At 58.6% G+C, this 19,616-nt stretch carries 17 protein-coding genes; 11 read left to right on the forward strand and 6 right to left on the reverse strand.

Features of this window, described 5'->3' with window-relative positions; all coding sequences use genetic code 11:
• Window positions 1–9: 9 nt before the first annotated feature.
• The 5 genes from AC097R_RS04440 to AC097R_RS04460 all read left to right on the forward strand — a co-directional run bounded on the left by AC097R_RS04440 (window position 10) and on the right by AC097R_RS04460 (window position 5,694).
• Window positions 10–1,086: a branched-chain amino acid ABC transporter permease gene (locus AC097R_RS04440; protein ID WP_477888714.1), complete on the forward strand. Its 1,077-nt coding sequence runs from the start codon at window positions 10–12 to the stop codon at window positions 1,084–1,086.
• 62 nt (window positions 1,087–1,148) lie between these two features.
• The gene (locus AC097R_RS04445; protein WP_479596407.1) at window positions 1,149–2,477 is read left to right on the forward strand and encodes an ABC transporter substrate-binding protein; all 1,329 of its coding nucleotides are present in this window, start codon (window positions 1,149–1,151) and stop codon (window positions 2,475–2,477) included.
• A gap of 79 nt (window positions 2,478–2,556) precedes the next feature.
• Window positions 2,557–3,366, forward strand: a complete 810-nt coding sequence (locus AC097R_RS04450; RefSeq protein WP_479596408.1) for an ABC transporter ATP-binding protein — start codon at window positions 2,557–2,559, stop codon at window positions 3,364–3,366.
• A gap of 11 nt (window positions 3,367–3,377) precedes the next feature.
• A complete protein-coding gene (locus AC097R_RS04455; protein ID WP_479596409.1) occupies window positions 3,378–4,631 on the forward strand; it encodes a phenylacetate--CoA ligase family protein in 1,254 nt (417 codons plus the stop codon).
• Between the two features lie 91 nt (window positions 4,632–4,722).
• Window positions 4,723–5,694: a tripartite tricarboxylate transporter substrate-binding protein gene (locus AC097R_RS04460; protein ID WP_479596410.1), complete on the forward strand. Its 972-nt coding sequence runs from the start codon at window positions 4,723–4,725 to the stop codon at window positions 5,692–5,694.
• A gap of 9 nt (window positions 5,695–5,703) precedes the next feature.
• Here AC097R_RS04460 and AC097R_RS04465 read toward each other — a convergent pair whose 3' ends face one another.
• On the reverse strand, window positions 5,704–6,036 hold the full coding sequence (locus AC097R_RS04465; RefSeq protein WP_479596411.1) for a DUF1840 domain-containing protein: 333 nt from the start codon (window positions 6,034–6,036) through the stop codon (window positions 5,704–5,706).
• 75 nt (window positions 6,037–6,111) lie between these two features.
• Here AC097R_RS04465 and AC097R_RS04470 point away from each other — a divergent pair, with 75 nt between their 5' ends.
• Window positions 6,112–6,438 carry a polyhydroxyalkanoic acid system family protein gene (locus AC097R_RS04470; RefSeq protein WP_479596412.1) on the forward strand — a complete coding sequence of 109 codons (327 nt, stop codon included), beginning with the start codon at window positions 6,112–6,114 and terminating at the stop codon, window positions 6,436–6,438.
• 60 nt (window positions 6,439–6,498) lie between these two features.
• On the opposite strand, the gene AC097R_RS04475 is transcribed toward AC097R_RS04470, so the two are convergent.
• A complete protein-coding gene (locus AC097R_RS04475; RefSeq protein ID WP_310340629.1) occupies window positions 6,499–6,753 on the reverse strand; it encodes an acyl-CoA-binding protein in 255 nt (84 codons plus the stop codon).
• Window positions 6,754–7,081: 328 nt separating this feature from the next.
• Between AC097R_RS04475 and AC097R_RS04480 the strand changes: the two genes are divergently transcribed.
• On the forward strand, window positions 7,082–8,506 hold the full coding sequence (locus AC097R_RS04480) for a wax ester/triacylglycerol synthase family O-acyltransferase (RefSeq protein WP_479598091.1): 1,425 nt from the start codon (window positions 7,082–7,084) through the stop codon (window positions 8,504–8,506).
• A gap of 24 nt (window positions 8,507–8,530) precedes the next feature.
• Here the strand turns inward: AC097R_RS04480 and AC097R_RS04485 are convergent, their stop codons facing one another.
• The 4 genes from AC097R_RS04485 to AC097R_RS04500 all read right to left on the reverse strand — a co-directional run bounded on the left by AC097R_RS04485 (window position 8,531) and on the right by AC097R_RS04500 (window position 11,959).
• The gene (locus tag AC097R_RS04485; RefSeq protein WP_479596413.1) at window positions 8,531–9,304 is read right to left on the reverse strand and encodes a hypothetical protein; all 774 of its coding nucleotides are present in this window, start codon (window positions 9,302–9,304) and stop codon (window positions 8,531–8,533) included.
• A 10-nt stretch (window positions 9,305–9,314) separates the two neighbouring features.
• A complete protein-coding gene (locus tag AC097R_RS04490) occupies window positions 9,315–9,971 on the reverse strand; it encodes a TetR/AcrR family transcriptional regulator (RefSeq protein WP_310340622.1) in 657 nt (218 codons plus the stop codon).
• Window positions 9,972–9,979: 8 nt separating this feature from the next.
• Window positions 9,980–11,227, reverse strand: a complete 1,248-nt coding sequence (locus tag AC097R_RS04495; RefSeq protein WP_479596414.1) for a patatin-like phospholipase family protein — start codon at window positions 11,225–11,227, stop codon at window positions 9,980–9,982.
• Between the two features lie 117 nt (window positions 11,228–11,344).
• Window positions 11,345–11,959: a phasin family protein gene (locus AC097R_RS04500; RefSeq protein WP_479596415.1), complete on the reverse strand. Its 615-nt coding sequence runs from the start codon at window positions 11,957–11,959 to the stop codon at window positions 11,345–11,347.
• Window positions 11,960–12,184: 225 nt separating this feature from the next.
• Between AC097R_RS04500 and AC097R_RS04505 the strand changes: the two genes are divergently transcribed.
• The 4 genes from AC097R_RS04505 to AC097R_RS04520 all read left to right on the forward strand — a co-directional run bounded on the left by AC097R_RS04505 (window position 12,185) and on the right by AC097R_RS04520 (window position 19,574).
• Window positions 12,185–14,185 (forward strand): SDR family oxidoreductase, encoded by a 2,001-nt coding sequence (locus tag AC097R_RS04505; RefSeq protein WP_479596416.1) that lies wholly within the window; start codon window positions 12,185–12,187, stop codon window positions 14,183–14,185.
• Window positions 14,186–15,160: 975 nt separating this feature from the next.
• Window positions 15,161–16,327 (forward strand): nucleotide sugar dehydrogenase, encoded by a 1,167-nt coding sequence (locus AC097R_RS04510; RefSeq protein ID WP_479596417.1) that lies wholly within the window; start codon window positions 15,161–15,163, stop codon window positions 16,325–16,327.
• Between the two features lie 135 nt (window positions 16,328–16,462).
• Window positions 16,463–17,701 carry a class I SAM-dependent methyltransferase gene (locus tag AC097R_RS04515; protein ID WP_479596418.1) on the forward strand — a complete coding sequence of 413 codons (1,239 nt, stop codon included), beginning with the start codon at window positions 16,463–16,465 and terminating at the stop codon, window positions 17,699–17,701.
• Between the two features lie 112 nt (window positions 17,702–17,813).
• The gene (locus tag AC097R_RS04520; protein WP_479596419.1) at window positions 17,814–19,574 is read left to right on the forward strand and encodes an ABC transporter ATP-binding protein; all 1,761 of its coding nucleotides are present in this window, start codon (window positions 17,814–17,816) and stop codon (window positions 19,572–19,574) included.
• The last annotated feature ends 42 nt before the right edge of the window (window positions 19,575–19,616 follow it).

Raw genomic sequence — 19,616 nt, forward strand, 5'->3', positions numbered from 1 at the left:
GAGACAACCATGTTCTACAGAGAAAACGGCCAATTCAAAACGACCTACCGCGCGGACCAGCAGATCCTGCCCATCGCGCAAGACCGCTGGTTCATGCTGGCGCTGCTGCTGGTCGCGTTTGTCGCGGTGCCCATGGGGGCCAGCGACTACCTGTTTCGCGCCATCCTGATTCCCTTCCTGATCTTCTCGCTGGCCGCGGTGGGGGTGAATATTTTGGTGGGCTTCTGCGGGCAAATCTCGCTGGGTTCGGGCGCCTTCATGGCGGTGGGGGCCTATGCGGCCTACAACTTCTTTGTGCGCATTGAGGGCATGCCGCTCTTGGTGGCGCTGCTGCTGGGTGGCGTCAGTTCCATGCTGTTTGGCATGGTGTTTGGCCTGCCCAGTTTGCGGGTCAAGGGCCTGTACCTGGCCGTGGCCACGCTGGCCGCGCAGTTTTTTGCAGATTGGATGTTTCTGCGCATCCAGTGGTTCACCAACAACTCGCCCTCGGGCTCGGTGTCGGTGTCCAACTTGCAGGTGTTTGGCTTCTCGCTGGAGAGCCCGGTGGCTAAGTACCTGTTTTGTCTGAGCCTGCTGGCCGTCATAGCGCTGTTGGCCAAAAACCTGGTGCGCGGCGCCGTGGGCCGGGAGTGGATGGCGATTCGTGACATGGACGTGGCCGCCGCCGTCATCGGCATTCGCCCGATGTACGCCAAGCTCAGCGCGTTTGCGGTCAGCTCCTTCATCGTGGGCGTGGCCGGGGCTTTGTGGGGCTTTATCTACCTGGGCGCCTGGGAGCCCGCGGCCTTCTCGGTAGACCAGTCGTTCAAGCTGCTGTTCATGGTCATCATCGGCGGCATGGGCTCCATCATGGGCAGCTTCTTTGGCGCGGCCTTCATCGTGGTGCTGCCCATCTTTCTGAGCCAGTTCCTGCCTGCGCTGGCAGGCAGCGTGGGCATCAACATTTCCACCGCCGGTGTCTCGCACGCCGAGCTCATGGTGTTTGGTGGACTCATCGTCTGGTTCCTCATCGTGGAGCCGCATGGCCTGGCCAAGCTCTGGTCCATCGGCAAACAGAAATTGCGTTTGTGGCCCTTCCCCCATTGAGAGGGGCGGGCCAGGTTCCGTGTTTTCCCCGTGCTTCAACAACTTAATTACAGGAGAGACAAATGAAGCTTTCTAAACTTGTACTTGCAAGCGCCATCGTGGCCGCCAGTGCCTCTGTCTTGCTGGCGGGCCATGCCCAGGCCCAGTCCAAAGAGCAGTTCATCCCGGTGCTGTCCTACCGCACCGGGCCTTACGCGCCCAATGGCGTGCCATGGGCCAACGGCTATGTGGACTACCTGAAGCTGGTGAACGCCCGCGGCGGCATCAACGGCGTGAAGCTGTCCTTTGAAGAATGCGAAACCGGCTACGACACGGCCCGCAGCGTGGAGTGCTACGAGCGCCTGAAGAGCAAGGGCGCATCGTTTGTGCAGCCCTTGTCTACTGGCGCCACCTTTGCCATTACCGAGAAGGCCCCGGCCGACAAAATCTCGGTGGTGACCGTGGGCTATGGTCGCAGCGAGAGCGCGGACGGTTCGGTGTTCAAGTGGAACTTCCCCATCGCTGGCACCTACTGGGTGGCGGCGGACGCCATCATGCAGGCCATCGCCAAGAAGGAAGGCGGCTTTGACAAGCTCAAGGGCAAGAAAATTTCGCTGGTCTACCACGACAGCCCATTTGGCAAAGAGCCCATTCCGCTGCTGCAAGAGCGCGCCGCCATGCACGGATTCACGCTCACGCTGCTGCCTGTGACGGCACCCGGCGTGGAGCAAAAAGCCACCTGGTTGCAGGTGCGCCAGAACCGGCCTGACTACGTGGTGTTGTGGGGCTGGGGCATCATGAACAGCACGGCCATCAAGGAAGCGCAAGCCACCGGCTACCCCCGCGAGAAGATGTATGGCGTGTGGTGGGCCGGTGCGGAGCCCGATGTGAAAGACGTGGCCGAAGGCGCCAAGGGCTACAACGCCGTGACCATGCAGCACGGCGCCGAGCCGCAGTCCAAGCTGGTCAAAGACGTGATCGCGTTGGTGCACGACAAGGGCCAGGGCACAGGACCCAAGGAAGAGCTGGGCCAGGTGCTGTACATGCGCGGTGCCATGAGCGCCATGCTGGGCGTGGAAGGTATTCGTGCAGCCCAAGAGCGCTATGGCAAGGGCAAGGTCATGTCGGGCGAGCAAGTGCGTTGGGGCCTGGAAAACCTGAACCTGACCCAACCCAAACTGGATGCCTTGGGCTTTGCTGGGGTGATGCGCCCCATCAGCACCTCCTGTGCCGACCACATGGGCGCCTCGTGGGCCCGCATCCACACCTGGGACGGCAGCAAGTGGCAGTTCACCTCCGACTGGCTGCAGGGCGATGAGCAAATCATCAAGCCCCTGGTCAAGAGCACAGCCGCCAAGTACGCCACCGAGAAGAAACTGACACCGCGGACCCCCGCCGACTGCCAGTCGTAACCCCTTTGGCGGCTCGCAAGAGCCGCCAATTGAAAGGCGCGCTGTGCGGGTCTTTCAATTGGTCACAAGGGAATCGCTGATGGAACCCAAAAACATTGTTCTCAACGTGAATGGCATCGAGGTCATTTACAACCACGTCATCTTGGTGCTGAAGGGCGTGTCGCTGCAGGTGCCGGAGGGCGGCATCGTCGCCATCCTGGGCGGCAACGGCGCGGGCAAGACGACGACCTTGCGCGCCGTGTCCAACCTGCTGGCCGGTGAGCGCGGAGCGGTGACCAAGGGCAGCATTGAGTTGCGTGGTGAGCGCATTGAAAACCTGAGCCCCGCCGACCTGGTGCGGCGCGGCGTGGTGCAGGTGATGGAAGGGCGGCACTGCTTTGCCCACCTGACCATCGAAGAAAACCTGCTGACCGGCGGCTACACGCGCAAGAGCAAGGCAGAGGTGGCCGCGAACCTGGAGAAGGTGTATGCCTACTTCCCCCGCCTGAAAACCCGACGCACCAGCCAGGCGGCCTACACATCCGGTGGCGAGCAGCAGATGTGCGCCATTGGCCGCGCGCTGATGGCCAACCCCAGCATGGTTCTGCTGGATGAGCCGTCGATGGGCCTGGCGCCGCAGATTGTGGAAGAGGTGTTTGAGATCGTGAAAGACCTGAACACCAAGGAACGCGTGACCTTTTTGCTGGCCGAGCAGAACACCAACATGGCGCTCAAGTACGCGGACTACGGCTACATCATGGAAAGCGGCCGTGTGGTGATGGACGGCGCCGCCGAAGACCTGCGCACCAACGAGGACGTGAAGGAGTTCTACCTGGGCGTGGGCGGTGGCGAGCGCAAGAGCTTCAAGGACGTGAAGAGCTACAAGCGCCGCAAGCGTTGGTTGGCGTAAGGAAGACCACCATGACCACAACCTACGACGCCCTGGAAACCCGAAGCCCCGCCGAGCGCGAGGCTGCACTCATGGCGGCCCTACCGGGCCAGGTAGCCTACGCCCAGCGCCAGGCCCCGGCCTTTGCCCGCATTCTGGAAGGCGTGGACGCCACCCAGGTGGTGGACCGCGCCGCGCTGGCCAAGCTGCCGGTGACGCGCAAGTCCGAGCTGCAGGCGCTGCAGCAGGCCGCGCGCGCCGAGGGCGGCAGCGTGTTTGGTGGCTTTAGCGCGCTGGCCTTTGGTGCGGCCATGCCACGCGTGTTTGCCAGCCCGGGCCCGATCTACGAGCCCGAGGGCACGGGCAAGGACTACTGGCGCATGGCGCGTGCCATTTATGCAGCGGGTTTTCGGCCTGGTGAGCTGATCCACAACAGCTTCAGCTACCACTTTGTGCCCGCCGGCTCGTTGATGGAAACCGGTGCCCACGCGATGGGCTGCACCGTGTTTCCCGGCGGCACGGGCCAGACCGAGCAGCAGGTGCAGGCCATGCGCGAGCTGCAGCCCGCGGGGTATATCGGCACGCCCAGCTTTTTGAAAATCATTCTGGAAAAGGCCGCCGAGATGGGCGTGACCATTCCCAGCGTGACCAAGGCCATGTTTGGCGGCGAGGCGTTTCCGCCGAGTCTGCGCGACTGGTTTCTGGCGCGGGGGGTAGACGGCTACCAGTGCTACGCCACCGCCGACTTGGGACTGATTGCCTACGAGACCGAGGCTCGCGAAGGCTTGGTGCTGGACGAGGGTGTGATTGTCGAAATCGTGCGGCCGGGTACGGGTGACCCGGTAGCGGAAGGCGAAGTGGGTGAGGTGGTGGTGACCACGCTGAGCGCGGGTTACCCGCTGGTGCGCTTTGGCACGGGCGACTTGTCAGCCGTGCTGGCCGGGCCTTGCCCCACGGGCCGCACCAACACCCGCATCAAGGGCTGGATGGGCCGGGCCGACCAGACTACCAAGGTGCGCGGCATGTTTGTGCACCCCAAGCAGGTGAACGAGATTGCCAAGCGCTTCCCCGAGGTGGGCCGCGTGCGCCTGGTGGTGAGCGGCGAGATGGCCAATGACGCCATGACCCTGCTGGTGGAAGTGGCGGGCCAGCCCGATGGCTTGGCCGGTCGCGTGGGTGAGGCCATCCGCGATGTGACCAAGCTGCGCGGCGATGTGCAGCTGGTGGCGCCGGGCGCACTGCCCAACGATGGCAAGGTGATCGAGGACGCGCGCAGCTACCGTTAAGGCGTTAAAAGTGTGGGGGCTAAGTAGTTTCCGCTATACCGCTGGCGCGCACCAGCGCTAGACTTTGTTCACAAAACAACGGAGACATTCCATGAAAAAACTACTTGTCGTTGCCGCGGCCGCCTTGGCCGTGTGCGCCCATGCGGACACCTATCCCTCCAAGCCCATCACCATCGTGGTTCCCTTTGCCGCCGGTGGCCCTACCGACCGCGTGGCCCGCGACCTAGCCGAGGCGCTGCGCAAGCCCCTGGGCGGCGTGAGCATCATCATCGACAACTCGGCGGGTGCTGGCAGCTCCATTGGTTCCAACAAGGTGGCCAAGGCAGCTCCAGACGGCTACACCCTGCTGCTCAACCACATCGCCATGGCCACCATGCCCACGCTGGTGCGCAACATGCCATTCAAGGTGGACAGCGATTTTGAGTACCTTGGTCTGATCAACGAAGTGCCCATGACCCTGATCGGCAAGCCCGACCACCCGGCCAAGACCTACAAAGACCTGACAGGCTGGATTGCCCAGAACAAGGGCAAGATCAACCTGGGCAATGCCGGCGTCGGCTCTGCGTCCCACCTGTGCGGCCTGCTGTTCCAGAACGCGGTGGCGACCGACATGACCACGGTGCCCTACAAAGGTACGGCGCCCGCCATGACCGATTTGATCGGTGGCCAGATCGACCTGATGTGCGACCAGACCACCAACACCACCCAGCAGATCGAGGGCAAAAAGGTCATCGCCTATGCAGTGACCACGCCCAAGCGGCTGACCACCCCAGCACTCAAAGACCTGCCCACGCTGCAAGAGGCAGGCCTAAAGGGCTTTGAGGTCACCATCTGGCACGGCCTGTACGCCCCACACGGCACACCGGCCGATGTGCTGGCCAAGGTGAATGCGGCTCTGAAGGTGGCGCTGAAGGATGCCGACTTTTTGAAGAAGGAAGAGGGCTTGGGCGCGGTAGTTGTCACCGACAAGCGTGTGGAACCGGCCGAACACAAGAAGTTTGTGGCCGCGGAAATCGCCAAGTGGAGCCCCATCATCAAGGCTGCGGGCGTCTACGCGGACTGATCCGGCTTTCTAAGCCCCCCAGACGATTTCTTTTTGGGCCTTCTGGCTGCGCTGCAGCATGTCCAGCAGCGGCGTGGCGCGTTGGCGCAGTGACACGCCGGCCGGGGCGTGGGTGTCTTCGCCACGGTCCTGGGCCTCCAGCGCGGTCTGGGCGCGTTGGGCTTCTTCGGTGGCGATGGCCGCTTCCAATGCGGCTTTGGCGGCGGGCATCTCTTCGGGCAACAAGATGCCCTTGGCCGGCGCGCCTTCCTCGAACTTGCCCCAGATCTGCAGAATCTGGCGGCCATTGGGTTCCAGCATGATCACGTCGCTGGTGGCGTTGGATTTGAACTTGTAGAGCATGGTGTGGGTGCCGTGGTTTTATGGTGCAATGTGCAGCGAACCCCAACAGCATACCCACCCACCAGGAGCACCACCGTGGCAGACCTTCATATTGTTCGTGAACACGCGCTGGGCCTGGCCGCAGCCCGCAAGATTGCCTTCACCTGGGCCGAGCAGGTCGAGGAGGAATTCGGCATGGAGTGCACCTACGCCGAGGGCAAGACCGCAGACGAGGTGGAGTTCACGCGCTCGGGCGTCAAGGGCACGCTGCAGGTGACGGCTGACCGCTTTGAACTGAACGCCAAGCTTGGCTTTTTGCTGGGCGCATTCAAGGACAAGATCGAGGCCGAGATCGTCAAGAACCTGGACCAGCTGCTGGCCCCCACAGCCGCCAAAGCCAAAGCACCGGCGAAAAAAAAGTAGCGTAAAACGCTACTTTTTTGATAGCTGCTTGCGCAGCGTTGACGGGGGCTAGAGGCCGATTTAGCTCAAAGATTCGATCAGGTCGATGTACTGCTGCATCGCGTCGGCATTGGCCGTGCCCTTGAACCCGTTCCAGGCGTCCCACTTGGCGCGGCCCACCATGTCGGCAAAGCCAGGCTTCTTCTCTGTGTTGTCGCCAGTGGTGGCTTGCTTGTAGAGCGCGTAGATCTTCAGCAGGGTGCCGTTGTCGGGGCGCTCGCTGAGGTTTTTGGAATTGGCTACAGCGGCTTCGAAAGTGGCTTGCAGGTCGGCCATGGTGTTCTCCGGTGAAGGGGGCTATCAGGTCTAGGGTGCACACCCGAGTGATCCGGGTGCTTGTCCCATATCTTACGGTGCGATTTGACTGCAGAATAGGCGCGCGTCCCCAACCCCCGTCCATCCACGCCCAGCCGGAGATTCCATGGTCACCCGAGTCCTTGCCAAGAACGTTGCCCAGAAGGCCAAGCGCCGTGTTGCTGCCACCGTGGCCCCGGTGGCGCCCGCCGCCAAAAAAGCCACCCTGCACGCCCAGCGCGCGGCGCGCGTGGTGCAAAAGAATGTGACCGACGCCGTGATCGGCTCGCTGGGCCTGCAGGGCGAGCGCATGAGCAAGGTGGACACCGCCTGGCTGCGTATGGATTCGGCCTCCAACCTGATGATGATTCTGGGTGTGTGGGTGATCCACCCCAAGCTGAAATACGATGACCTGGCCCAGCGCATTGAAGAGCGGCTGCTGAAGTACCCGCGCTTTGTGCAGTGCGCGGTGGAAGACGCGGCTGGTGCCACCTGGGTGAAAGACACCGCGTTTGACCTGCGCAACCACCTGGTGCGTGAGACCCTGCCCAAGAAGCCCGCAGGCCGCGAGCAGGAAGCCCTGCAAGACCGCCTGGCCCAACTGACCATGGAGCCGCTGAGCCGGCACCGCCCGCTGTGGCAGTTCCACCTGGTGGAGGACTACAAGGGCGGCTCGGCCCTGATGGTGCGTATCCACCACTGCATTGCCGATGGCATTGCGCTGATCTCCGTCACCCAGTCGCTGGTGGACGGCGGCGCACCGCCGCCTGTTCGCAAGCCGCGCGAGGCCCATGCCGACGGCATGGAGGGCGCGGAGGCCTGGATTGCCGATGCGCTGCTAAAGCCACTGACCAACATGACCGTGAAGGCGCTGGGCGCGGCGGGCGAGGGCGCTGCGCGCTCCATGGGCCTGCTGATGGAGCCGCAAAAGGGCATGGAGCAGGGCATGCACTCGTCGGTGGACGCGGCCAAGATGGCTTACCAGGTCGTCAGCGATCTGGCCTCGCTGGCGCTGATGCCCGATGACTCCCCCACCCGCCTGAAAGGCACACCCGGCAGTTCCAAGCGCGTAGCCTGGTGCCCACCGATTCCGCTGGAAGAAGTGAAGGCGGTGGGCAAGGCGCTGAACTGCTCGATCAACGATGTGCTGCTGAGCTGTGTGGCCGGTGCGCTGGGTGAGTACCTCAAGGCGCATGGCGACGTAGTGACGGGCAAAGAGATACGCGCCATGGTGCCGGTGAACCTGCGGCCCATGGAAAACGCCTACAAGCTGGGCAACCAGTTCGGCCTGGCGCCGCTGGTGCTGCCGGTGGGCATGGACAACCCGGTGGAGCGCGTTTACGAAGTGCGCACCCGCATGCGTGGGCTCAAGGGCAGCATGCAGCCGCTGTTGGCGTTTGGCCTGCTGGCGGTGGCGGGCCTGTTGATCAAGCCCGCGCAGGATGCGCTGCTGAACCTGTTCTCCAAAAAGACCACGGCCGTGATGACCAATGTGCCGGGGCCACGCGATAAGCTCAAAATCTGTGGCTCCACCATCGAAGAAACGCTGTTCTGGGTACCGCAAAGCGGCTCGGTGGGGCTGGGCGTCTCCATCCTGAGCTACGGCGGCGGTGTGCAGTTTGGCGTGGTGTCCGATTCCAAGCTGTGCCCGGACCCGCAAAAAATCATTGACCAGTTTGAGCCTGAATTCGCCAAGCTGTCGATGCTGACCTTGATGCTGCCCTGGGGCGAGTAAGCCCCGGTCGATGCGGTCGGCCGCTCAGGCCGTGAGTTCGGCCTTGACCAGGGCCACACCCAGGTGGCCCATCGCATCCAGTGGCGCAAGGGCGGCGGCTTTTTCGTAGAGGCGCTGCGCTTCTTCGTGCTTGGCGTCGCCGTCCAGCATCACCAGCGCCTTGGCATATTCCGTGAGCGCGATGGCGGAGTGGGGCAGGCGCTCCAGCCCTTGGGCAAACAGGGCGAGGCTGGTGTCTTTCTTGGCACCATAGGTCATGCTGCCGATCAGCGGGCCCACCTTGTCAATCACCTCCGCATGAAAAGTGCCCAGCGCAATGCAGGCATCGGCGTGCGCGGGTTGCAGAGCAATGGCGGTTTCCAGCGATGCCTTGACCTTGCCGCCCAGGCCCTGGGCCAGCGCCTTGGCCACGCTGACACCCTGGGTGTAGCGGCCCAACGCATAGCCATGCAGGTAGTGGGCGTTGGGGTGCAGCGGATGGGCCGCGGCATGGGCCGCGGTGCGTTGGGCAATGTCCCAAAACAACTCTTGCCGTACTTTCTCGCGCGGCTCCAGGTAGTCGGCGTGGATCAGCCGTGCCTTGTTGGCCACGGTCAGGCCGTCGGTGCCCAGTTGCTCACCGGCCAATGCCGCAGCCTCAAACTCCCCCCGGTGGAACAGCACCCAAGCGGCCAGCACTCGGGGGTCTTCGGGCAGAGGCTCCAGGTTCCCCGCATGCAGGCGGCTCCACTGCGCCGTCACGGTGGCGGCGTCGAACGGGTAGCTGGCCGTGTGGGGAAAGGGCGTCCAGGCGGGCATGGTGGGGCCTTCAGGGGCTGGTGTAGGCACCGGCCAAGTGGAGCAAGTGGGTGCGCTGCTGCGTTTCCAGGTAGGGCACCAGCAGGTTGAGCACATGGTGGGCCCCGCGCATGAGTGCCGCCTGGGCGCTGGCGGGCTCCAGCGCGTTACGCGGGTCGCGCACGTATTCAAAGCTTAGCCAGTAGGTCAGCACCACCACCATGCTGGTGGCAGTGGGCTCCATCTCACGCGAATCCATGCGCAGCGCGCCAGAGCGGGCCATGCTCTCCAGCAGGGCGCGGATGGAGCGGGTCTTGTTCTTCAGCACGCTCTGGAAATGCGTTTCCAGACGGCGGTTTTTACTCAGCAAATCGTTCAGGTCGCGGTACAAAAAGCGGTACTGCCAGATCAACTCGAACAGTGTGTGCATGAAGAACCAGGCGTCTTCCACATCCCGTGCGTTGTCGCTGGCGTTGAGCACTTCGTTGAGTGAGCGCTCATAGCGGTCGAACAGCGAGTTGATCAGCTCGTCCTTGGCCGGGTAGTGGTAATACAGATTGCCGGGGCTGATGCCCAGTTCGGCGGAGATCAGCGTGGTCGAGACATTGGGTTCGCCAAAACGGTTGAACAGTTCCAGCGTGACTTCCAGAATGCGTTCGGCGGTGCGGCGGGGGGCTTTTTTGACCATGGGCGCCTTCAGTGCAGGGCTTGGGTTGCGGGTTGGGCCACGAAGGCGCCCAAGTCATTCATGATTTCCTGCAGGCTGGCAATGGCCCGGCCCAGCTCGGTGGGCGGTTTTTGCGGGAGGCAGAGGTGGCGTTTGGGGTCGTCCAGCACATCGTGCTTCAGCGTGATACCGTGGCGCGCCAGCTTGGCCGACAGGCCGGTCTTGCGCGAGCGCAGCATCTGGCGGGTCTGTTGGTAGGCGTGTTCGGCCAGGTGGCGGCGCTGCGCGTAGCTGAAGGTGTTGGCCAAGTAGAGCTCGGGGTCGCGGTGGTCGGGCTCGATCCACACAATGTCGGTATCGGGGTAGGCGTGCGCGTAATGCTTCATGCCCAGCTCCATGCGCGAGTGGATCATGGACCGGAAGGTCTGGCTGAGCACGGCGGGCAGGCCGCCGTCTACGATGCGCGGGATCTTGCGCTTCTCTGGCGGCATGCCGCGCTGCATGAGTTTGTCAAACTGCGGTGCCGTGGCGTCAAACGGAACCAGCGGGTTCAGGCAGATCATCAGGTCCACGCCATCATCCAGTGCCACTGAGGCGTGCATGGTTTTCTTCAGCGCACCGTCCACGTAGTACTGGTCGTCAATCTCCACCGGCGGAAACAGCCCAGGCAGTGCCGAACTGGCTTGCACGGCGCGCGAGATGGGTACATGGTCAAAGCCGGGGCGGCCAAACGGGGCGGCTTCGGCGCTGTCCAGGTTCGTGGCGACCAGTGTGAGCTTGGTTTTGAGTTCGCGGAAATCGTTGGTGCGCCCCGGCTGGCTGAACAGGCGGGCCAGTTGGGTGTCTACCTGCCTGTTCGAGAAGATGCCGGTGGGCAGGCTGGGGCCCAAATCTTCCAGTGCCCGCAGCAGGGATGACCGGCCGCTGAGCACCCGCCAAGCCACCTGCAGCGCCAGGCCCGGCAGCATGATGCCGCGGCGCACAAACTCACTGTAGGCTGGCTCCATGAGCCAGGAGGGGTCGAAGGTCTCAGAAGGAGTGCCGTCGTTCTCGATGAATGAGGCGCACATTTCGCGCGGTGTCATGCCATTGGCCAAAGCTGCCACGATGAAGCCGCCGGCCGACACACCCACATAGTGGTCGAGCTGGTTGAAGTCCAGACCGTCCAGTGATTCTTCCAGTGCGCACATGGCGCCGACTTCGTAAATCGCCCCCAGTGGGCCCCCACCCGCCAATGCCAGCGCAATTTTGGGAGGGGTCTTTTTTCGAACGGTCATAGTCTCAAAGTGTAGATGCCGGGGTGCCCGCTTTTTGTTGCATTGCAGCAGGGTGTCGCGGGCGCAAAAAAGGGCGCCGGGGCGCCCTTTTTCAAGAGTGGAAAAGCCGCATCCAGCTTAGGCTGCAGGTGCGTCCACCACGGGCAGTTCGATAGCCTTGCTGGCAGGTGCATCGCGCTTGACGGCGGCCTTTTTGGCGGGGGCAGCGGCTTTCTTCGCCGGAGCTTTCACGGCCTTCTTGGCAGGGGCCGGTGCTGCTTTTTTTGCAGCTGGCTTTTTCACAGCCTTGGCAATGGGGGCTTTGGCAGCGGCTGGGGCCTTGGTAGACAGCTTTTGCACGGCCTTGTTCAGGTCGTCAATGCGAGCGATCAGGGCGCTCACGTCTTTGGCAGAGGGCACGCCCAGTTTGTTCAGCGCCTTGGCTACGCGCTCTTCAAAGATGTTTTCCAGCTTGTCCCACTGGCCGGAGGCCTTGGTGGAGATGTCGGTGGCCATGGTGGACATCTTGGCGGTGGCTTCGGAAATCTTCTCTTCGGCGGCGGCCTGGGTCTTGCGCTGGATGCTCACGCCTTCCTTGACCAGGGACTCAAAGGCCTTGCTGCCTTCGGCTTGGGCACGGGTGAAGGCACCCAGGCCAGCCTGCCAGATTTGCTGGGCAGAGTCTTTGACCGAACCAGACAGGTGGATGCCTGCGGCTTTGGTGGGTTGTTTCTTTTGCAGTTTTTTGACCATGAGGGGCTCCTGAAGGGGTGGTGGGTGGGGGCGCTTGCTCCGATAAACAGAGCAAGCGATGCAATCCCGACTCTAAGGCCAGTTGGCCTTGGTTTGTAGATGGGCGCTACTAACGGCGTGCGCGGGCTGCAATCACAATCGCCATTCGCAGATTTTGTTGCGGGTTTACGATGAATGGGACGCCCCGCAAAGTCGGTCAGAATGCCTTGATTCTTTGGAGTGTGTATGCAGTACTTTGTTACCGGAGCCACGGGCTTTATCGGCAAGCGCCTTGTCAAGAAACTGCTGGAGCGCAAAGGCGCTGTAGTGCATTTTCTGATTCGCAAAGAGAGCGAAAACAAGGTCGACGATCTGCGACAGTTTTGGGGTCTGAAAGACGCCAAGAGCGCAGCCCGTGCCGTGCCGGTTTTTGGCGACCTGACCTCCAAGAAGTTGGGCGTCGCCGGAGATGCAGTCAAGGTGCTCAAGGGTCAAGTCGACCATTTCTACCACCTGGCCGCGGTGTACGACCTGGGCGCTGACGAGGAAAGCCAGATCGCCGTCAACATCGAAGGCACGCGCAACACCATCGACTTTGCCAAAGTGATTGACGCAGGGCATTTTCACCATGTGTCGTCGATTGCCGCGGCGGGTCTGTACGAAGGTGTGTTCCGCGAGGACATGTTTGAAGAGGCCGAGAACTACGACCACCCCTACTTCATGACCAAGCACGAGAGCGAAAAGATCGTGCGCAAGGACTGCAAGGTGCCTTGGTCGGTGTACCGCCCCGCGATGGTGGTGGGTGACAGCCAGACCGGCGAGATGGACAAGATCGACGGCCCCTACTATTTCTTCAAGCTGATCCAGCGCATGCGCCAATTGCTGCCGCCCTGGATGCCGGCCATTGGCTTGGAGGGCGGACGCATCAACATCGTGCCCGTGGACTTTGTGGTGGATGCGTTGGACGTTATCAGCCACAAGGCTGGCATCGCCAAGAAGTGCTACCACTTGGTGGACCCCGTGGGTTACCGCGTCGGGGATGTGCTGGATATCTTTAGCAAGGCGGCGCACGCGCCCAAGATGAATGTGTTCGTGAATGCGGCCTTACTGGGCTTCATTCCGCGCAGCGTGACCAAGAGCCTGATGGCGCTGGCGCCCGTGCGCCGCGTGCGCAATGCGATCCTAAAAGACTTGAGCCTGCCCGAAGACATGCTCACCTTTGTGAACTACCCCACGCGTTTTGATTGCCGCGACACCCTGGCCATGCTCAAGGGCAGTGGCGTGGAGTGCCCCAACCTCAAGGATTACGCTTGGCGCCTGTGGGATTACTGGGAGCGCCACCTAGATCCCGACTTGCACATCGACCGAAGCCTGCGCGGCACCGTGGGTGGGAAAGTCGTGCTCATCACCGGCGGCTCGTCCGGCATTGGCCTGGCTGCAGCCCACAAGTTTGCGGAAGCGGGTGCCACCACAATCATTTGTGGCCGCGATGTGGACAAGCTCGAAGAGGCTTGCAAGGAGGCGAAAGCCAAGGGCTACAGCTTCGTCGCTTACCCGGCCGACATTGCGGATATGACCGATTGCGACCGCTTTGTGCAGGTGCTGATCGACAACCACGGCGGTGTGGACTTCCTGATCAACAATGCTGGCCGCTCAATCCGCCGTGCCATCGAGTCCAGCTATGACCGTTTTCACGACTACGAACGCACCATGCAGCTGAATTACTTTGGTTGCTTGCGCGTGACGATGGGCTTGTTGCCCGGCATGGTGGCCAAGAAGAAGGGCCATGTGGTCAACATCAGCTCCATCGGCGTGCTGACCAATGCACCGCGTTTTAGCGCCTATGTGGCGTCCAAAGCCGCACTGGATGCCTGGACCCGCTGCGCGTCCAGTGAGTTCGCCGACCAAGGCATTTCGTTCACCACCATCAACATGCCACTGGTGCGTACCCCCATGATTGCGCCCACTGGCATCTACAACAATGTGCCTACGTTGTCTCCCGAGCAAGCCGCCGACATGGTGGCCGACGCCTGCATCAGCAAGCCCGTGCGCATCGCTACCCGCCTAGGCATCACCGGCCAGGTGCTGCACGCATTGGTGCCGCGCATCGCCCAGATCGCCATGAACACCAGCTTCCGCATGTTCCCCGACTCATCGGCCGCCAAGGGGGCGAAGCCTGGGGAGAAGCAGAAGCTTTCGCCGGAGGCAATTGCGATGCAGCAGATGATGCGGGGGATTCATTTCTGAAGTTTATGCATTAACCAACTCGTATTGCTGCCTACGATGAAGGTGGCGGGCAAGGTTTCGATCTGGGAAAGAGGGCAGCTTGACCGAAGCACGCTCTAGCCTCAGCTATCCAACATGGAGAGCTCGAGCAACTGCGTCGTCGGCACTGATTCCTACGGCATCAGACCGCGGCCTAGCTACCTAAGTTGCCTTGTGTGTCGCGCGGCTGCTGATCGCGCTGCGGCACCCGTGATGCGTCACTAGTGCTAGGCGAGTCGCAACCTGTGTTGTCTTCCTACGTCAGATCATGACTCCGATGCCCACGTCGGGGGGGGGGCAACCTAGCATCATGATAGATAAGGGCGCGGCTTACAAAACCCGCTTCCGCCTTGCTTGCAAGGAACTGGGAGTGCTTCGCCTCCATAGACCATCCATCGACCTTAGAGACACAAGGGGGCATGAATATGAAGCCAACAATGATTTCAGAGGCCGTGATTTTCTCATTCTATGGTGTTGTTATGCATTCCCGCGGACGCAGAGCATCACTTTTTTGAGATTTTTTGCATTTGTTGCAAATCAAATCGTAACGATAAGATGTTGCATGCTTGCGGCTTAGCCGGACTAAGGTGTGTCCAGAAAGTTGCTCCATGGGCCGTCTTTTTTGCTTGAAGTGCGTTGCCCGTAGCACCGCATAGAATCTAGATTACTTCTGTCAACCAACATCGAAAATGAAATGAGGGGAGACTTATCTTGCACCATTAGACATGGGTCCAAGATAAGGAGTTTAGAATTCTGAGAGCAGTGGAGCTGAAAACTGTTCTGTGGATGAGTGCTCTGGCCATATTTCGTAATGGTCCTCGCTTGTAATAACACCACTTTGTTTTCATTTTCTCAGTGAACCCAAGGATTTATTGACTTTGTGTCCGAGTCCAATTCATTAAGACTCAGAATTCATTGGTGATATTCAAATACTTATTTGAAATAAAAGGTAAATGCATGAAAATTGCCGTTGTTGGCATGGGGTATGTTGGACTTTCTAATGCTGTTTTGCTCGCTCAGAATCATGATGTTGTTGCTCTTGATGTGATTCCAGAGCGACTGGCAATGATCAATGCACGCCAGAGCCCAATTGTTGATAGTGAGATTGACTATTTTTTATCCAACAAAATATTGCGTTTGCGTGCGGTGTTGGACAAGAAAGAGGCTTACCAAGATGCCGATTATGTCGTGATTGCCACGCCGACAAACTATGCGACTGACACTAATCAGTTTGATACCAGTTCGGTAGAAAATGTTATTCGCGATGTCTTGTCTGTCAACGACTCGGCAGTAATGGTTATTAAATCTACCGTTCCCGTGGGGTATACGCAACGAATCAGAGATGTATTGGGTTGCGATCGCATCATCTTTTCTCCAGAATTTTTACGGGAAGGAAAGGCGTTGTATGACAATCTGTACCCATCTCGAATAGTGGTGGGGGAGTGCTCTGAACGGGGGCGCATCTTTGCTAACTTGCTTAAAGAAGGTGCGTTAAAGGATGATGTCGTCATACTTTTAACGGGTTCGACAGAAGCAGAGGCCATCAAGCTTTTTTCAAACGCTTACTTGGCATTGCGTGTGGCTTACTTCAACGAGTTGGATACATATGCAGAAATGCATAGTCTGGATTCGAACCAGATTATCAGTGGGGTGGGATTGGATTCTCGCATCGGAACTCACTATAACAATCCGTCCTTTGGTTATGGCGGTTATTGTCTTCCCAAGGATACGAAGCAGTTGCTCGCCAATTATGAGGGTGTTCCGCAAAATATTATAGAGGCTATCGTCAAGTCCAATCAAACACGAATTGGTTACATTGCGGATGCTGTTGCCAAAAAGAAACCGACGATAGTTGGAGTGCATCGACTGTTGATGAAATCGGATTCTGATAATTTCAGGGAGTCGAGTGTTCTCGAGGTTGTCAGGCTAATTCGTGAAAAAGGTTTGAGCGTTATTATTTATGAGCCAGAGTTGCGGGTAGAGTTTTTTGATGGATGTCGTGTTGTGGGGGATTTGGATGAGTTCAAATCGATTGCCGATTTAATTATTGCAAACAGAATGACCCCCTCTCTAATTGATGTTGAAGCCAAAGTGTTTACCAGAGATCAATTCGGATTAAATTGAATTGCGTGCCGTGAGGGGTGTGTGTTGGGATGTGGTTTTCTGTATTCGAAGCTCGAAGGTGCGCGCGTATAATGTTTTTGAGGCTTTGCCTGTGGTTCGCTGCTAGTCTATGACTGCATATAAGGAGAGCGTTTGATGTTCAAGGCAGTTTCAAATTGTCGAGTGTGTGGCGGTGATCGTTTGGATGTTTTGATTGATCTTGGGCGTCAGGCTTTGACAGGGATTTTTCCGCGCTCGAAAACACAAAATGTAACGGTGGGCCCTGTGGAGTTGGTGAAATGTTCGACCGAAGGTGGGTGTGGCCTTGTTCAGTTAAAGCACAGCTATGCGCTGGCTGAGATGTACGGGATGAATTACGGCTACCGTTCTGGTTTGAATTCCAGTATGGTGCAACATCTCCATTCAAAGATTGCCAAAATCCTAGCCATGAGTCTGCTTGAGGCAGGTGATATGGTTATTGACATTGGAAGTAATGATGCAACTACGTTGCGTGCTTATCCTGAAAATAAATATCAACTCGTTGGTATTGACCCGACGGGGGTGAAATTTTCTTCTTGTTATCCGGAGGCTGTGACGCTTATTGCTGATTTCTTCTCGGCAAATAAGGTGGCTGAAGTTATGGCAGGAAAAAAAGCCAAGGTTATTACTTCTTTCTCGATGTTCTATGACTTGGAGGATCCTGTAGCCTTTGCGCGGGAGATCGAGCAAACGCTGGATGATGACGGTGTTTGGGTTTTTGAGCAGAGTTATTTGCCAGCAATGCTGCGCACCAACTCATTTGATACTATTTGCCATGAGCATCTTGAGTTCTATGCGTTGAAACAGATCAACTGGATTGTTGGCAAGGCCGGATTGACGGTTCTGGATGTTGAGTTCAATGAGGTCAATGGCGGAAGCTTCTCAGTCGTTGCGGCTAAGGTGGGTTCAAAAAGAGTGCCTGACGCCGAGAAGTTGAATCAAATCCTTGCAGATGAGGATATGCTGGGACTGGATGGTGTCGAGGTATATGCAGAATTCAAACGCGGTGTCGACGAGGCTCGGGCCGCGCTGATGAATTTTCTGGTTGAGGCCAAGCGTTCCGGGAAGACTGTTTGCGGGCTCGGTGCCTCTACAAAAGGCAATGTACTTTTACAGTATTGTGGAATTGATGAGTCGTTGCTGAGTGAGATCGGCGAAGTCAATGAGGAAAAGTTTGGTGGATTTACGCCGGGAACACTGATTCCTCTGACTGCTGAAGGCAAACTTCTGGCCTCAAATCCGGACTATCTTTTGGTATTGCCATGGCATTTCAGGACTTTCTTTGAGTCTCTGCCTTCAATGAAGGGTCGGAATCTGGTTTTTCCGCTACCGAAGTTTGAAATTGTTAAAGTTTGATGCATTGGTAATATTCGTCCTTCCCGTGCTCACTCATATCATATGAGGGGAGTTCCTGTTTCGTTCTTTGTTATTTCCGCCATTCATCTTGAACTTGCCTGAATCTCAGTCCATGGCTGAATTGCTGTCTCGCTTGTGGGGCCATATGAGTCCGAGGCGCCGCATGCAATTTGGAGGGCTATTTGTATTGATGGTGCTGGCCTCCTTTGCGGAGGTTTTGAGTATTGGGGCGGTGCTTCCTTTTCTGGGAGTGCTCACGGCTCCCGAATGGGGTTGGGGGCACCCGCTTGCACAACCGCTCATCCATGCCCTTGGCATTACACAGCCTCGGCAATTGCTTTTGCCGCTCACCGTTATCTTTGCCGGAGCTGCGCTTCTCTCTGGCGCAACGCGGCTGATTTTGCTTTGGGTGCAGACCCGGCTCAGCCATGCAATCGGTGCAGATTTCAGTATTAGCATTTTTCGTCGCACGTTGTACCAGCCCTATGCAGTACATGTTGCGCGCAACAGTAGTGAAATCATCGCGGCCATCGCTAACAAAACGACTGTGGTTGTATATCAGATACTGTGGCCGTTCCTCATCATCGTGAGTTCAATCATGATCCTGGCCACCATTCTCCTGGCACTGATCGTGATCGAGCCGGTTGTTGCGGTGACGGCTTTTGCTGGATTCGGTGCTATCTATGCGATGGTGATTGCGTTAACAAGAAAGCGCCTAGAACGCTACAGTCAAAGCATCAGCCGCGACCAAGGAAAGGTTTTCAAGGCTCTGCAAGAGGGGCTGAACGGTATTCGCGATGTATTGATTGATGGTACGCAATCGACGTATTGTCGGCATTATAGTGATGCAGATTTGCCACTCAGGCGCGCTCAGGCAGGTAGTCAGATCATTGGCAACAGCCCGCGTTATGGCATCGAGGCATTGGGTATGGTTTTTATTGCTGCACTTGCATACTCCCTGTCGGGGCGACCAGATGGGGTTGCGGGCGCCATACCGGTTTTGGGGGCGTTGGCGCTAGGGGCGCAACGTTTGCTGCCCGTGCTGCAGCAAACATATTCCAGTTGGGCCTCCATGCGCAGTGGTGAGCAAACTCTGCGTGATGCATTGGACTTGCTGGACCAGCCATTGCCTGCAGATGTGGATCTGCCCATGCCGCAGCCCATTGAGTTTCTGCGGGAAATTGCGTTCAAGCATCTGACCTTCCGCTATGCACCCCATGCGCCTTGGGTCTTGCGAGGCATGTGCTTCACAATTCCGAAGGGGGGTCGCATCGGCTTCATCGGCACCACCGGAAGTGGGAAAAGTACCTTGCTCGACCTGCTTATGGGGCTTCTCCATCCTACGCAGGGAGCCCTCACAATTGATGATGTTCTCATTTCCCCGCAAAATCAGCGGGCTTGGCAGGCGCATATTGCCCACGTACCGCAGGCCATCTTCTTGGCGGACACCACCATTGCCGAGAACATAGCCTTTGGCATTCCGCGAGATCAGATCGACTACAGTCGTGTTCGTGTCGCCGCACAGAAAGCGCAAATCGCCCAAACAATAGAGTCGTGGGTGGATCAATACAACACCCCGGTCGGGGAGCGTGGGGTACGTCTATCCGGGGGGCAGCGCCAACGCATTGGTATTGCGCGTGCACTATACAAGCAAGCTGATGTCATTGTGTTTGACGAGGCTACGAGTGCTCTGGACAGTGATACCGAAGGAGCCGTGATGGAGGCCATCGAAAGTCTGGGCGACGAATTGACGATCATCATCGTTGCTCATCGGCTCAGCACTCTGAAGAAATGCACGCAGGTCATTGAGTTGGCGGATGGGTTCATTAAGCGGAGTGGTACATATCAAGAAATCATCGGCACAGCCGCTTGATATGCCTTGTTTGTCTTTATTGCAGTGATGATGTAAAAATGC

This window comes from Rhodoferax sp. ZS1R25 (genome assembly GCF_056521335.1).

Bases quoted from the DNA above. Each gene is read 5' to 3' on its own strand.
- AC097R_RS04440 (WP_477888714.1), top strand. From the start codon at position 10: ATGTTCTACAGAGAAAACGGCCAATTCAAAACGACCTACCGCGCGGAC.
- AC097R_RS04445 (WP_479596407.1), top strand. From the start codon at position 1,149: ATGAAGCTTTCTAAACTTGTACTTGCAAGCGCCATCGTGGCCGCCAGT.
- AC097R_RS04450 (WP_479596408.1), top strand. From the start codon at position 2,557: ATGGAACCCAAAAACATTGTTCTCAACGTGAATGGCATCGAGGTCATT.
- AC097R_RS04455 (WP_479596409.1), top strand. From the start codon at position 3,378: ATGACCACAACCTACGACGCCCTGGAAACCCGAAGCCCCGCCGAGCGC.
- AC097R_RS04460 (WP_479596410.1), top strand. From the start codon at position 4,723: ATGAAAAAACTACTTGTCGTTGCCGCGGCCGCCTTGGCCGTGTGCGCC.
- AC097R_RS04465 (WP_479596411.1), bottom strand. From the start codon at position 6,036: ATGCTCTACAAGTTCAAATCCAACGCCACCAGCGACGTGATCATGCTG.
- AC097R_RS04475 (WP_310340629.1), bottom strand. From the start codon at position 6,753: ATGGCCGACCTGCAAGCCACTTTCGAAGCCGCTGTAGCCAATTCCAAA.
- AC097R_RS04480 (WP_479598091.1), top strand. From the start codon at position 7,082: ATGAGCAAGGTGGACACCGCCTGGCTGCGTATGGATTCGGCCTCCAAC.
- AC097R_RS04485 (WP_479596413.1), bottom strand. From the start codon at position 9,304: ATGCCCGCCTGGACGCCCTTTCCCCACACGGCCAGCTACCCGTTCGAC.
- AC097R_RS04490 (WP_310340622.1), bottom strand. From the start codon at position 9,971: ATGGTCAAAAAAGCCCCCCGCCGCACCGCCGAACGCATTCTGGAAGTC.
- AC097R_RS04495 (WP_479596414.1), bottom strand. From the start codon at position 11,227: ATGACCGTTCGAAAAAAGACCCCTCCCAAAATTGCGCTGGCATTGGCG.
- AC097R_RS04500 (WP_479596415.1), bottom strand. From the start codon at position 11,959: ATGGTCAAAAAACTGCAAAAGAAACAACCCACCAAAGCCGCAGGCATC.
- AC097R_RS04505 (WP_479596416.1), top strand. From the start codon at position 12,185: ATGCAGTACTTTGTTACCGGAGCCACGGGCTTTATCGGCAAGCGCCTT.
- AC097R_RS04510 (WP_479596417.1), top strand. From the start codon at position 15,161: ATGAAAATTGCCGTTGTTGGCATGGGGTATGTTGGACTTTCTAATGCT.
- AC097R_RS04515 (WP_479596418.1), top strand. From the start codon at position 16,463: ATGTTCAAGGCAGTTTCAAATTGTCGAGTGTGTGGCGGTGATCGTTTG.
- AC097R_RS04520 (WP_479596419.1), top strand. From the start codon at position 17,814: ATGGCTGAATTGCTGTCTCGCTTGTGGGGCCATATGAGTCCGAGGCGC.